Annotated in this window: 12 protein-coding genes; 4 read left to right on the top strand and 8 right to left on the bottom strand. The window is 43.9% G+C overall.

The genetic code is table 11. From position 1 onward, the window contains the following. The first annotated feature begins 118 nt into the window (after positions 1–118). From H9647_RS05425 to H9647_RS05410, 4 genes are all read left to right on the top strand, one after another. Positions 119–874 (top strand): YheC/YheD family protein, encoded by a 756-nt coding sequence (locus H9647_RS05425; RefSeq protein WP_191798755.1) that lies wholly within the window; start codon positions 119–121, stop codon positions 872–874. A gap of 195 nt (positions 875–1,069) precedes the next feature. Further along, entirely contained in the window at positions 1,070–1,906 is an 837-nt protein-coding gene (locus H9647_RS05420) for a YitT family protein (protein ID WP_191798754.1), read from the top strand. Between the two features lie 125 nt (positions 1,907–2,031). Next, the gene (gene fabV / locus H9647_RS05415) at positions 2,032–3,234 is read left to right on the top strand and encodes an enoyl-ACP reductase FabV (RefSeq protein WP_191798753.1); all 1,203 of its coding nucleotides are present in this window, start codon (positions 2,032–2,034) and stop codon (positions 3,232–3,234) included. Positions 3,235–3,365: 131 nt separating this feature from the next. Beyond that, positions 3,366–4,481, top strand: coding sequence for a glycosyltransferase family 4 protein (locus H9647_RS05410; protein ID WP_191798752.1), 1,116 nt, complete (start codon positions 3,366–3,368; stop codon positions 4,479–4,481). A gap of 21 nt (positions 4,482–4,502) precedes the next feature. Here H9647_RS05410 and H9647_RS05405 read toward each other — a convergent pair whose 3' ends face one another. The 8 genes from H9647_RS05405 to thiM form a co-directional block, all read right to left on the bottom strand. Beyond that, positions 4,503–4,868: an HIRAN domain-containing protein gene (locus H9647_RS05405; protein WP_191798751.1), complete on the bottom strand. Its 366-nt coding sequence runs from the start codon at positions 4,866–4,868 to the stop codon at positions 4,503–4,505. Between the two features lie 330 nt (positions 4,869–5,198). After that, positions 5,199–5,825, bottom strand: a complete 627-nt coding sequence (locus tag H9647_RS05400; protein WP_191798750.1) for a 50S ribosomal protein L25 — start codon at positions 5,823–5,825, stop codon at positions 5,199–5,201. 179 nt (positions 5,826–6,004) lie between these two features. Beyond that, the gene (pulA, locus tag H9647_RS05395) at positions 6,005–8,890 is read right to left on the bottom strand and encodes a type I pullulanase (RefSeq protein ID WP_191798749.1); all 2,886 of its coding nucleotides are present in this window, start codon (positions 8,888–8,890) and stop codon (positions 6,005–6,007) included. A 539-nt stretch (positions 8,891–9,429) separates the two neighbouring features. After that, entirely contained in the window at positions 9,430–10,242 is an 813-nt protein-coding gene (locus H9647_RS05390; protein ID WP_191799424.1) for an ABC transporter permease, read from the bottom strand. Between the two features lie 138 nt (positions 10,243–10,380). Then, on the bottom strand, positions 10,381–11,187 hold the full coding sequence (locus tag H9647_RS05385; RefSeq protein ID WP_191798748.1) for an ABC transporter ATP-binding protein: 807 nt from the start codon (positions 11,185–11,187) through the stop codon (positions 10,381–10,383). A 404-nt stretch (positions 11,188–11,591) separates the two neighbouring features. Next, positions 11,592–12,245: a thiamine phosphate synthase gene (gene thiE / locus H9647_RS05380; RefSeq protein ID WP_191798747.1), complete on the bottom strand. Its 654-nt coding sequence runs from the start codon at positions 12,243–12,245 to the stop codon at positions 11,592–11,594. Further along, positions 12,242–13,054, bottom strand: coding sequence for a bifunctional hydroxymethylpyrimidine kinase/phosphomethylpyrimidine kinase (gene thiD / locus H9647_RS05375; RefSeq protein WP_191798746.1), 813 nt, complete (start codon positions 13,052–13,054; stop codon positions 12,242–12,244). Before thiD ends, thiE begins: the two co-directional genes overlap by 4 nt. Position 13,055: 1 nt before the next feature. Next, the gene (gene thiM / locus H9647_RS05370) at positions 13,056–13,895 is read right to left on the bottom strand and encodes a hydroxyethylthiazole kinase (protein WP_404822585.1); all 840 of its coding nucleotides are present in this window, start codon (positions 13,893–13,895) and stop codon (positions 13,056–13,058) included. Between the last annotated feature and the right edge of the window lie 419 nt (positions 13,896–14,314).

Genomic DNA, 14,314 nt, shown 5'->3' with positions numbered 1-14,314 from the left:
TTACATCATTTTTTTGGTTTTCTGTATTCATCTTGCAATCAGACAAACACTAGACTGAAGCACGGTCCGACTTCGTTCCTCTCTCATATGTTAGGGAGAAAGGGGTGAGCTTTTCGTTATGAACTATCAAAGTACAACTATTAAAAGCAAATGGACCAAAACAAAGTGGCTTTTAAACAGTACAAAAATTAAAAAGTATATTCCCAAAACCCTGCCCTTTACCTATGATAATTTAAAAATAATGCTTTCTGAGTATTCCACTGTCTACTTCAAACCTACAAGTGGCTCCGGCGGATTTCATATTATACGGATTACAAAAATAGGTGGCAGCTATCAAACGCAGCACAATTCCTTAAAGAAGCGTTTTTCTACCATTGAAGGACTCTATGAATACTTGAAAAAGCGGATGAATGGACGAAATTATATTTTACAAAAAGGGATTAAACTCGCCACGGTGAAAGGTCGGCCCTTTGACATACGTGTCATGGTTCAAAAAACAGATCAAGGCGTGTGGAAAAGCACAGGAATCTTCGTTAAGATCGGCAGACCGAATACCGTCGCAACGAATTATAACCAAGGTGGAGATATCGGATTTTTACCACAAACACTTTCTCAAGCAGGATTCAGTAAAATACAAATAAATAAGGTCGATGAAGAACTCAAAAAACTGGGTGAATCCGTTGGATCTGTATTTAACAAACATAACACTGGATTTCAAGAACTTGGACTGGATGTAGCCTTGGATAAGAGTGGAGATATTTGGATCCTGGAAGTGAATACACGGCCACAATTCTATCCGCTTAAACAAATGAAGGACAAAAGCATGTATTACCGGATTTTATCCTATGCCAAGCAGTATGGAAGAAAGAAATAATTGAGCCGGAAGAACAACTACAGATCTAAGTCTCCTTATGTTTCAGTTATTCACATATTTACAGGCTGAATCTAATTCATTATAATGAGTCTATTAAAAGAGCTGCGCAATTTAGGTTTGCACAAAGCGATTAAAGGATATCCTTTCCTTTAGTCGCTTTTTTTGTGAGTAAACGACAAACGGAGGAATACACACATGAAAAAAAGAATGTATGACATGGTTATGCTCATCGTTGGAGCCTTCATTTTTGCACTTGCCGTCAATTTATTTATTATTCCTAATGACTTCGGAGAAGGCGGCGTTACAGGGATCTCTATTATTCTATTTTATTTATTTGAATGGTCCCCTGCTATTGTAAGTTTGGTTGCAAACAGCATCTTGCTGATTATTGGATATCGACTGCTCGACAAAACAACTACGGTTTATACGATCATTGTAGTCGCATTTAACGCCTTGTTCCTGCATCTCACCGAGCATTGGTATATTGCATCGGATGAACCAGTTATCAATGCGATATTCGCCGGTTTATTCGCTGGAGTCGGTATCGGACTCATTATCAGAGTCGGGGGAACCACAGCAGGAACGACCATTCTCGCCCGGCTTGCCAATAAGTACTGGGACTGGAATATCAGCTATGGCTTACTTTTCTTTGATCTCATTGTAGCCGGATTTTCCGTTTTTGTTATTGGGATCGAAAAAACGATGTTCACGGTTCTCATTCTCTACATCGGCACGAAAGCGATGGAATTTATTATCGAAGGTTTGAACCCGAAAAAAGCAGTAACCATCATCTCTCCTCATCACGATCGAATTGCTAAGCAAGTAACCGACATTATGGATCGCGGCGTCACTGTCTTGCGGGGATATGGATATTACACGGGGACAACAAAAGATGTGCTGTATATCGTAATCAATAAACAAGAAGTATCGACCTTGAAAAAAATTGTGAAAGCGGAAGATGTAAATGCATTCGTCACTATTCATGATGTTCGGGATGTATTTGGCGAAGGATTTATCGATATTTCTAAATAGGAGTGTCCTTCATTTAATTGCGTAATCATATTGGGTTTCTCACTATCGTGAAAAATTGTTACAATAGGGTATGAATGTGTGAATATAACTGAAGATTAGAAGCGAAAGCGAGGCCTATCCATTACATGATTATAAAACCGAGAACACGCGGATTCATCTGTACAACTTCCCATCCGGTGGGTTGTGCGCGTCACGTAGAACAGCAAATGGAATATGTAAAATCAAAACCGGCAGTTAAAGGTCCTAAAAACGTCCTCGTTATTGGAGCGTCTACCGGATATGGATTATCATCCCGGATCGTAGCCGCGTTTGGCGCAGGTGCGAATACGATTGGCGTGTATCGCCCAAGCGCAGGAAGTGAAAAACGCACAGCATCTGCAGGCTGGTATAACTCTGCCGCTTTTGAAGCGGCTGCGGAAGAAGCAGGACTTATCTCTTATAGTGTGACAGGCGATGCTTTTACGGAAGAAACGAAGCAAAAAACGGTAGATGTTATTCGTGAAAAACTGGGACAAGTAGATCTTGTCGTATACAGTGTAGCAGCTCCTAGACGTCAAGATCCTGCTACGGGTGAGATGGTTAACTCGGTGCTTAAGCCAATCGGTGAGCCATACACCAATAAAACAGTCAACTTCCATACCGGTGAAGTAACGCCGATCACGATTGATCCCGCAACGGAGGAAGAAGTTCAGCATACGGTTACCGTTATGGGCGGAGATGACTGGCAGCTATGGATTCATGCTCTTAAAGAAGGCGGCGTACTTGCAGAGAACGCAGTGACCATTGCTTACTCCTATATCGGTTCTGACATTACACAAGCGATCTATCGCGAAGGTTCGATCGGACAAGCGAAGGATCATCTTGAGGCAACGGCCCATACCTTAAACGAAACACTTGGAGAAACAGGCGGCCGCGCTTATGTAGCAGTAAGCAAAGCACTTGTAACCCAATCGAGTTCTGCAATTCCTGTCGTTCCGCTGTATGTGTCTGCTCTTTATAAAGTAATGAAAGAAAAAGGACTGCATGAGGGAACGATTGAACAAATGTATCGTTTATTCGCAGATCGTTTGTATCATGCTGAAGGCACGGCAGTGGATGAAAAAGGCCGTATTCGAATTGATGACTGGGAGCTTCAAGAGGATGTTCAAGAAGAAGTTCGCCGTATCTGGGATGAGATTTCTACAGATAATATCAATGAACTTTCTGATCTTGAAGGGTATCGTAAAGAATTCTTCCAATTATTCGGATTTGAAATGGATGGCGTTGATTATGAAGCGGATGTGAATCCGGATGTAAAGATCCCGCAAGCTATTACCGTTTCAGAGTAAAATAATGAATAGCGATCCGATCGACAGTTCTTTTTCTGACGATACGGGTCGCTTTTTATATTAGGCTGTCTTCCTTACGAAGTGACGCATATATTATTAAAACCAGGATAGACAAGGAGGATGAATACAGGGTGCATATCCTCATCGTCAGCCCGGAGCAATTTCCTTTGCCAGGAAGCGGTTCTGTTGAAATTTGTATTCTTGCCATTGCTGAACAGTTATCACATCACCATCAAGTTACGGTAATCAGCCCTCTATTCTCCCATCTAACCGAAGAAACGTGGTGGAACCCACAGCTACGAATTAAACGAGTAAACGCAAAACTCCCCTCTGAATACAGTAAAACGGTGATTAAGACCATCGCTCAGCTGGAACATCCTGTCGATATCATCCAAGTGGATAATCGCCCCAGATCCATGTCGAGAATAAAAGAGGCGTTCCCTTCCATTCCAGTCGTCCTTTTCCTCCATTCGCTAACCTTTATCCCGCAGAATCGCCTTATGACTTCTTCCCTTCAAAAGGCTGACCTTATCGTAACCAATAGTAAGTCGCTAAAACGAGCTGTCCTCTATCGCTTTCCTATACAGGCAACAAAACTCATTCATATTGCTCTCGGCGTTGATCATTATCGCTTCAAACCGTTACATGATGCCGAAAAGCGTGTTTACTATGAGCACTATGGGCTCCCGGTAGATCGATTTCATATCCTTTATGTAGGAAGACTTATTCCCCAGAAAGGGATTTCTACACTCATTCGTGCAATTCACCATTTGAATCCGGCCATCAAATCAAAAACCCATCTAATCATAGCGGGAAAAACAAAAAATAGAACTTACAGGAACACCTTAAGAAAGCTCGCACGAAAACTGCACGTTTCCGTTACTTTTCTTGGTGAAATACCGCATGAGCAAATTCATACGCTATACCCGCTAGCTTCTTGTATGGTATGTCCCTCTCAAAAACACGAGGCCTTTGGGCTCGTCAATATAGAAGCCTTGTCTTGCGGGATCCCCGTGATCGCCTCCAATAATGGAGGGATGAAAGAGATTATTACTGATGGTTATAATGGTTTCTTAGTAACCAATTATAAACAAGCAAAAAGTTTTACTTCTCATCTCTCCCATCTAGCTCAATCAACGGAACTCTCGAGCTTGATGGGGAATAACGGAAGAACAACCGTACTAGAAAGATATGCTTGGCAAGTAACTGCTCAAAAACTGGAATCCGCTTATAGGAGCTTGCTTTGACTCCCATGTACCTGCCCGCTATCAGAGTTGTTCCGATGGAGTGCGGTACATAATAAACACTTCCTTCTCTTCCGCTCCCGGTTTAGTCGCTACTTCCTTCAGTTCAATAATGGCGATATCATGAAAAATAAACTGCACTACCCCTAGGGTCTGTTGCCGAAAGGAATCATAGATCCGGCCAGCACTGCGGCATCCTCGGGGAACCGAAGTTGAATTATTCGCAATATAACCCACTTGTCCATGAGAAGGTAAAACGACCCGGATCGCTTCAGGATCAGACAGATTGTCAGGATCTTTTACAAGGAATACGGGATCACCCACTTTTACTTTTAAAGAACTCGGATAATATTTCATGCCTATAATAGCTGCGTAAATCTTTTTATGCATTGTTCTTCCTCCTTCATCTTCAACACGATCAACATGTAATACTTACTATATCGGTATCGTATATTCGTTCTTTTACACTATTAACTAAAACTTTTGAACTATATGAGATATTTTAATTTAATAAATTGGTCCTAAAGTCACTATTGTGTCCTTAATCTTCCCCTTGTTATTTTTCACTGAAACAGGGAAATTGAGTTCCCAGTCCGATTCACCCTTCATAATTATGCAAAATAATCACCTTTTCCCCATTCTTCTTACGGTGAACACAGAAAAAAGCTCGACCCTAAGGGCCGAGCTTTTTTGCTTTTTATTTGATTACCACTTTGCGTATTATTCTTCAGTCGAACCCTCAGCTGACTCTTCAGAAGCATCTGTGTCTTCTCCTGTATTCGTTTCTGCGGCTCTAAGCACAGTTACAGAAGCAATCAACATATCTTCAGAAGAAACTAAAGTAACCCCTTCCGGCAACTTCAGATCAGATGCGGATAATTTATCCCCGACGTCCATGCCCGAAATATCTGTTTCAATGGAGGCTGGAAGGGCATCTGGCAACCCTTCTACAATCACTTCTGTCTCCTGTGTCTGCAGAACGCCGCCTGTTTTGGTCCCTTTTGCCGTACCTTGAAACTCAATCGGAATGGTTACCTGAATGGATTTATTTTTAGAAATTTGAATAAAGTCAACATGAATCAGTTGATCATTTTTCTTTTGCATATCTTTAATGAGAACCGGTACTTTTTTGCCGTCTTTCAATTGGAGTTCAAATAATTCAGAACGTCCAGTACGAGCTAAACGATTTACGTCTTTCTCGTCTACATGAATGGAAATACTATCAAACGATGGACCATATACGACGCCAGGAACTCGTCCACTTTTTCTGAGAGTTGCAAGTGCTGCGCCCTTGTTCTCTATTCTTTGCTCAGCAGTGAGTTGGGCTGTTTTTCCGTTGGATTTCATTGTAAAACATCCTCCTTCAAAGATCCGTGGTTTCATAATTTGGCCGCTTGGGTCATAATTTACATTACCCAATTATGAGTATACCTAACGCTTTCTTGAATATTTTTTAAAATAATAGATTAGATGTCCTCAACAAAAAAAGAAAAAGGACTGCCGAATAGGCAGCCCCTTCACCACAATTATGCACTGCTTAAACCATGCAGCTTCATTAGTCTTCCCCCTACGGCTACCACAACTTCCCGTGTACCGCTCTTCACTTTGACCTTAATGCGTTCGTTTCCTGGAGTCGAAGGAAGTTCAATGAACAAATCACGATCACCTTCTCGCCTTTCCCATTCATTCAGCCGAATGATATATCCAATACGTTTCATACCTGGAGCAACCTTGACCTGCGCAACCACGCGCCCATCTGAAGTAGGATGGAATGGGATCTTCCCATCATGCATTCCGGTACCCCATACCCAAACGTTCCACCCATCATAATGATGGTCAGGCCTTTCATACTCAATCTCAACCGTCCGGATAAAAAAGGGATGAATCTGTATATTCCATTCCGCTGTAAGTGAACCACACTGCGCCGTAACCACTCCTTTACCAGGACGAATGGCTAGAAGCTTCCCTGTATGATCTATAGATACAATTCTGGGTGTTGTCGTAGCAAGCTGGACAGTTTGGCCGGGAAGGACTTGATTGTACTGATCCCACACGGTTGTTTGTAAACGATAGTTTTGGGTCGCATACATCATTGGTTCTCCCGCAACTTCAATGCGGGCAGGTATCAGATCATCTACGATGATACGGATAGAAGCTTGAACTTTTCCGCACACAGCGGTAATGATTCCTTCACCTAGAGCCGCTCCTATTATTTTTCCTGTTTGACGAACGATAAGCTTCTCATGATCCGAAGATATCCACTGCGGCTGCAGTCCTTCTATAATTTTGTCATGCTGATCTTTAAACACGACCTCAAGCTTCATTTCTTCTTCAATTTGTATAGCTTTTTTAGGAGACCGGATATCCATGGATGTAAGAATCTGAGGTTCCACTCCGCTTTCCTTGTCGTAGAGAACCATCATAGATAGCCGCGGAACAGTCACACTCCCTTGGACAATCTCTAGCACCTCCACTCCAGCAGCATGGTCATTAACGACAACATTCCAGGCGCTGTCCTGAGGTAAATCCACATTACTCTCCTGTTCTTTTCCATTATAAATAATCAAAATCCGGTTCCAGGAGTCCTTAACCTCTGTTCCTTCTAAAAGATAAGCCAGTATTCCATGCCCACAGCTGAGAACCTTTAAATGACGTTCCACTTGTTCTCGGTGCTCCATCTTAAATGCTGTATGCTCTTTACGCAGACGAAGAAGTCCGCAGTAATAGTTAAATACAGGACGAAACCTCGCCTTATTGCTCCAGCGCATTGCATTTACAGCATCCCCGCTGCGATAACTGTTATGGTCACCGTATTTGGATCGAAGCATCTCATCTCCCGCATGAAGGAACGGAATCCCTTGGGAGGTGATCATGATTCCATTCGCAAGAAGCGAGCGTCGTACTGTGTCATTACTGAGCATACTGTCAGGCTCTATAAATCGGTACGGATCCGCCGATTTAACAGCATCTTGAGCCGTATATCCTCCAGAGGGCGATCCATTATGCCACTCGGGAAAGGAGAGCGCATGCCGCATACCTTGGGAAGTGACAATTTTGTCCCACAAGTTAAGATTATCGTGAGCCGTTACGTAATTAATCGTTTCCGAAGGATGGTAGGTGAAATCATGAATGGCTCCTTGAACTCCCTTTAGGACAGCACCTTCAACCCCCCACCAGCCTGTAGCAAAGCCACTGGCGTAACCATCGTTGTCTCCTTTTACAGCAGATCGGTAGTTATCATTAAAAACAGCAAACCCTTTGCCTCTTTGTGCACCTTTTAAGGTTTTATCCCATAGCGGTGAATCTCCACCCGTCCACGGCTCCCCATAGACAAGGATCGTACGATCTATCTCTTGCTGCAGCATATTCGTGATTTCCGTCATCGTCCACACATCAATCAGACCCATAAGATCAAACCGAAAACCATCGATATGATACTCTTCTGCCCAATAACGCACGGAATCTTTAATAAATTTCCGTACCATAGGCCGTTCTGTGGCAATTTCGTTCCCCACACCTGAACCGTTCGTAAGATACCCCTCGCTGTTCGTACGGTAGAAATACCCTGGTACAATCCCTTCAAATGGTCCATCATCAACGCCAAATGTGTGGTTATACACCACGTCCATGATGACGCGGATTCCTTTTCGATGCAGCGCCTGAACCATTTGCTTAAACTCCATAATCCGTGCAGCTGGATCTGTTGGGTCACTCGCATACGACCCTTCCGGAACATTAAAGTTTTGCGGATCATATCCCCAGTTATATTTTCCATCCGCTATGGATGGGTCATGAACGGTCAGCTCATTCACCGTTTTAAAATCAAATACAGGCATGAGATGTACATGTGTAATCCCTAGTTCAACCAGATGATCGATACCGACCAGGTTGCCATCTTGATCGGTCAGGCCTTCCTCTGTAAAAGCACGATACAGACCTTTCTGCTGAAAGAAGGTGTCTTCATCAATCGAAAAATCTCTTACATGCAGTTCATAAATAATCGCATCCGTTGGCCTGATCTGCGGAGGCCGTACATCATCTTCCCAATCTTCGGGATTCGTTTTCTTCATATCTATAATAGCGGTACGCGCTCCCCCTGCAGCCACTGCTTTTGCATATGGGTCCACGGCATAATTTACTGTTCCATCTGAAAAAGAAACCCGGTACATGTAATACTTCCCGCTATAATTTCCTTCCAGTTCCAGAGACCAAGTCCCTTGTTTCCCTGAGTTCATGAGAAAAGTGAGTCCGCCCTCATGGTTATGCACCATACCATACTGATCATATTCCCCGGCATCCTCGTAGAGAACAACCTCTACTTGACTTGCCGTAGGAGCCCACACCTTAAACCTGCAGCTATTGCTCGAATACGTCAGACCCAAATCATTATTTTTATAGTGTAAATCCTGCATACAACTCACCGCCCGTTATTGTAAGATCATTGTTTACGGACCCTGCTCTCGTATTAGTAGGTTTGTGGGTTACACCACAAATACGTTTTCGAACTGTATCATGTGTACCGACAGCAAGGTAATTAGCCTACGCTATAATGCTCGTTCATTCCGTTACTATCAGTAATGCCATTTCATAGAGAAACTATAACTAAATGAACAGAGAATATTACGATACATCGGACTTGAACAAGCACGGAAAACGCTTACACCATGTAGTATATGTCGATATCAGCAAAGGTTGTCGGCTATTTTTCCCAGGGTCAAAAAAAAGGCTCCTATCTATGTTTTAAATGGAATATGAAGACTCCATTCAGCACATTTCCATCCTGTCTATAGATAAAAAACTGCCCGGTAACGCCTTGTTAGTGGCGGATTCGGGCAGTTTTTGTCATCTCTAGTATATGGGAATTGTCTAGCGCCCGGTGATAGATTCATGGATGAACACAGTCTCTACCGCTGGGGTATGGGCAACTACTTCTCCCTTATTATATGAAATCCTAGTTCTCTGACTTCATTTCTGATTCATGCCAAGAGCTGAGTGCCCATTTTGAAAATGCACTAACTAGCAAGAAAAAGGTAATTCCAAGGACAGAAGCAGAGAGTCCGCAAGCAAAAAGATAAGGCGTTTGAAGTCTCGATGAAGCTACAGTAATCGCATAACCAAGTCCACCTTGACCTCCGCCAATACCCGCAATGTATTCACCGACAATAGCGCCGACAACGGAAAGCGTACAAGATATTTTAAGTCCAGCAATAATGTAAGGCAGTGCAGCAGGCAGACGAAGTCTCCACATCACTTGCCAGCGTGAAGCATTGTAAAGTTTGAACAGATTTTGCATGTTGCCTTCGGTAGAGTTCAGACCAATCAGCGTGTTTGAAATCATCGGGAAGAATCCGATTAGAAAAGCGATAATAACAATGGAGTTAACCCCCGCACCAAACCAGATGACAATAATCGGTGCAATCGCAACGACCGGAATCGTCTGTAGGACGATTGCATAAGGATACACCGCTTTTTCAATGATTTTGGAACTGGCGAGCAGTACCGCTCCAGCTACCCCGATCACGATACTTAGTAAAAAACCGAGTACCGATTCATACACTGTTGTAAGTACAGAGGTCAACAGATTACTCCAGTTCTCTGCAGCAGCAAGTACAATATCAGAAGGCTTTGGCAACAGGTAAGGAGCATATCCTAGCATTCGGGTCACCATTTCCCACAGCGCAACTACAACAACAAAAGCAATGGCTGGGGGAATGAATTTTTCTAAGAATTCATGATTCTTCTGAGCTGGAGGAATTGCCAACATCTCGGTAGCAGAGGGGGGTTTTACATTTCCGTTCTGACCGCTTTTCTCATATGTAAGCTTCGGTTGATTCATTGCCATGTCGCGCACGTCCTTTCTTTCTTAGGGCCTTTAATCAAATTTTTCAGGGTAAACTCTTGCTTAGTGGTGCAGTACATCCGAAACTTGACCCACAAGCTGACTAAATTCGGAAGCAGTACGGAAATTCTCATTTCGCGGGAACGGAACAGGAACGGGAATGGTGTCTGCAATCTTACCGGGCCTAGCCGACATCACCACGATAGAGGTGGACAAATAGACGGCTTCAAATACGTTATGTGTAACAAACAATACCGTCATTTTTTTATCTTTTTGCCATATGCCAAGTAGCTCATCTTGCAGGGTCTGCCTTGTCATTTCATCCAGTGCTCCAAAAGGCTCATCCATTAAAAGCAGCTTCGGCTCAGATGCCAGTGCTCTTGCAATAGACACCCGCATCTTCATCCCGCCGGATAGCTGCCTTGGCAAAGCATGGGCATAATCTTGAAGACCGACCATTTCCAGTACATGCATGGCCTTGTCGATTCTCTCCTGCTTGGGTATTTTGCGCAGTTCCATCGGCAGGGTGACATTATCAATTACTTTGCACCAGGGGAGCAGTGTAGCATCCTGAAAGACAAATGAAATATCACTTTGCTTTCTCGCTTCTGACGGGTCCATTCCCATAAGCCGCATCGTTCCTGACGTCGGATCTCCAAGACCAGCAATCAGCCTAAAAATCGTTGATTTACCGCAGCCAGACGGACCTACAAAACTGACAAACTCCCCTTCGGGAATACTGAGATTTACATCTTGGAGTGCAATGGTGCCTGTTTGATAAATTTTACTGATTCCCTCCATTTCTACGAGAGGAGTGGATCTTTTTTTTACAGCTGATGTTACCCCTGATGTGCTAATGATACTGCTCATATGTCATCTCTCCCTTGGTAAGAATTTAATTGGACCATTCTCCTGATTAAAACTAAATGTAGCCATGATTTTAAATTGTTCTGCTGCATTTCTTGCGAAATCAAAGTTCTTCAACTGGTGTAATGGGAGGAAATTACTCACAAGTAAGATGCTTGAATACTTCCGTTAACATCTCTTTTCTCACTACTGTTAAGAACAATGTAATGGGGAAAAGCCTTTGATGTAAACAAAATTCACGCCATTTTGGATATTTACATAAATCGACTCATCCAATTTGTGCTTAAGGCACTTATTAGTGTTATTTCTATGTCAGGTTTTAAGGGGGGATTACGAAAACCAGCACCAGAATTTCGATTTTGTTCAAAAAAAAGGATACCCAACTGATGTCAGGTATCCTTCTCAATTCATTTTATATTTACACGTTGCAGCCGCTTAACGCTCTCTGCAATATCATCTGCCAGGCTGATCGCCGAAATCACCGCTACTCCGTCTGCTCCCGCCTTCAGCACCCTAGCTGCACCCACCGAAGTAATGCCCCCAATCCCTACGATGGGGATATCCATGTCTTGCGCCCTCATGGACTCAATAATCTTTGGTCCCTGCACAGCATGTGCATCCTCCTTGGAACTCGTGGGATAAATCGGTCCGACTCCGATGTAATCAGCACCTTGCTCTTGTGCTATTCTGGCTTCTTCCAACGTATGAGCAGAAACGCCAAGAATCATATCGCCGATTCGTTCTCTTACCTTAGAGGCTTTTTCATCATCTTGCCCAATATGCACACCGTCCGCTCCGATCGCAAGCGCCAAATCCACATCATCATTGACGATGAAGGGAACGCTTTGTTCTTGGCACAGTTGCTGCAAGCGAAGAGCAAGTTCCATCCGTTTCGCTCCACTAATCGATCCAGGTCCCTTCTCCCGAAACTGGAACAGGGTAATACCGCCATTAAGCGCTTCAGTTAACGTGCTCTCCGGCGATCTCTTGCAATTTTGACTACCCATCACAAAATACACTTGGAGTAATTCCTTCATACGGCTGCTAGAAATTCGGGTCACACAATCACTCCTTTATGTTTGGCGTATGCCCAGTGATTCGTAGGACCATGGCCGCTTCCAATACCCAGCGTATCGGTAAGGGCAGCTTGCACGAATTCTCTCGCGATCCATGTTGCTTCTCTCATATCTGTTCCCTTGGCCAATTGCGCCGTAAGTGCTGCTGCGAACGTACAGCCCGTCCCGTGAGAATGAACGGTATCCACTCGTCTTCCCGAAAGCTCTGTGAAAGATGTACCGTCATATAAAATATCCGTTATGATGTCGTTCACCGCATCGTGCCCGCCTTTGATGACCACATTTTCCGCACCCAGATCGTATAATCGTCTCGCCGCTTTCTTCCGATCGGCAACTGTTCGAATCTCCATATTCGTCATGACCTCTGCTTCCGGAATGTTCGGCGTAACGACAAGTGCAAGCGGAAGCAGATGCAAGATAAGAGCTTCCACCGCTTCCGACTTCAGCAGAGAGGTTCCACCTTTGGCAATCATCACGGGATCTATGACCAACTTGTCCACATGGTACCTGCTAATTCTTTCGGCTACCGCTTCAATGATTTCACTGCTGAACAGCATCCCTGTCTTCACGGCATCCGGTCTCAAATCAGAAAATACGGAATCCATCTGCTCTACTACGAAATGGGCAGGCAGGGGATGAACTCCCTGTACCCCAAGAGTATTTTGCGCAGTGACTGCACTAATCGCCGACATCCCAAAGGTATCGAGTTCCTGAAAAGTCTTGAGGTCAGCCTGAATACCGGCTCCGCCTCCGCTGTCTGATCCTGCAATGGTTAATGCTTTTACAACGGTCATCCTAGATCCCCTCCTTGCTGAACAAAGAATGGATATCCAAGATCGTTACATATTCTTCAAAAGAAGAAGGAGTAAGTTTTGATAATTCATCTAGAAAAGCAATCTGAAAACTACCCGGTCCCGCATGTCCTTTGTCCTCTGCTGCCTGTAGCGCTGCGGCTCCGTAAAAGCCAAGACCTGCGGTTCCTGCGTCTAATGTGGAAGGTTCGACAGCCAAAAAAGCTCCGATGACGGAAGTAAGCAAACACCCTGCTCCCGTCACACGCGTTAATAGAGGATGACCCGACTTCACAACATATCCCGCTTCTCCATCCGTAATCACATCTTCTGGCCCCGATACAATGACCGCGGTTCCAAGCGTATGTGCAGCCCGTATGGCTAATTGCGCTCTTTCAAGTGTCTCGGTTTGACCTGCGTCCACCCCTTTAACGGTCATGAATTCACCAATCAGGTGGCTGATCTCCCCTGCATTACCTCGGATCAACGTTACATTCACCTCACGGATAATGCGAAGGGCCGCATCCGTACGATAAGGTGTTGCTCCCGTACCTACTGGATCAAGTAATACAGGGACTCCATAAGCATTGGCAGCTTTGCCCGCCACGATCATGGCGTTTAAAAGTTCCGTCGTTAATGTACCGATATTGAGTACCAGCGCACGAGCATTTTGGACCATATCAGCCACTTCTTCCTCCGCATAGGCCATAACCGGAGATGCGCCAAGTGAAAGCAGACCGTTAGCCGTGAAGTTCGTGACTACCGTATTTGTCATGTTATGAATTAAAGGCTGTTCTTCATGAATGCGGGTAATGAGGGATGGAAGTTTCTTTATACTCAGCAATGTTTCATCAGACCTTTCTTTCTCGAGATAAGGGAGTCTGATCTAATGTCTTTGACGGTGAAAAGATAGATAACTGAGGAATGGGATAAGACCCACATTATAAGAAGAATCATGATTTTTTTGCAGAATGCACAAAAAAACGCATGCGAATGCATGCGTAAATATACATGTTCGCTCCCTACGCTGGCATTATCCATGGCAGGTTCCACCGGTCAACAACAGATTAGTTGTACTCTCAGCTTGCTTCCGCAGGCTCCCGTTCTACGATTTAGTTTTAGAATCTTTTCCAGTTTACACCAAGATATTATCATGGGCAACTAAGGTTTGACATTTCATCTGTAGCCGCATATTATAGTTTATAACTTCTATTCAAAGGAGAGAATTTCATGTCGGGGTATGTTCTTAACTAATCAAATTTC

The sequence above is a fragment of the Paenibacillus gallinarum genome (assembly GCF_014836635.1).
GTDB lineage: Bacteria > Bacillota > Bacilli > Paenibacillales > Paenibacillaceae > Paenibacillus > Paenibacillus gallinarum.
Note: the sequence above shows the minus strand (reverse complement) of the source record. Positions and strands in the feature narration are given on the sequence as shown.

Coding starts and splice junctions, on each gene's coding strand:
- H9647_RS05420 (WP_191798754.1), top strand. CDS start 1,070: ATGAAAAAAAGAATGTATGACATGGTTATGCTCATCGTTGGAGCCTTC.
- pulA (WP_191798749.1), bottom strand. CDS start 8,890: ATGCAGGATTTACACTATAAAAATAATGATTTGGGTCTGACGTATTCG.
- H9647_RS05425 (WP_191798755.1), top strand. CDS start 119: ATGAACTATCAAAGTACAACTATTAAAAGCAAATGGACCAAAACAAAG.
- H9647_RS05400 (WP_191798750.1), bottom strand. CDS start 5,825: ATGAAATCCAACGGAAAAACAGCCCAACTCACTGCTGAGCAAAGAATA.
- fabV (WP_191798753.1), top strand. CDS start 2,032: ATGATTATAAAACCGAGAACACGCGGATTCATCTGTACAACTTCCCAT.
- H9647_RS05385 (WP_191798748.1), bottom strand. CDS start 11,187: ATGAGCAGTATCATTAGCACATCAGGGGTAACATCAGCTGTAAAAAAA.
- thiD (WP_191798746.1), bottom strand. CDS start 13,054: ATGACCGTTGTAAAAGCATTAACCATTGCAGGATCAGACAGCGGAGGC.
- H9647_RS05405 (WP_191798751.1), bottom strand. CDS start 4,868: ATGCATAAAAAGATTTACGCAGCTATTATAGGCATGAAATATTATCCG.
- H9647_RS05390 (WP_191799424.1), bottom strand. CDS start 10,242: ATGTTGGCAATTCCTCCAGCTCAGAAGAATCATGAATTCTTAGAAAAA.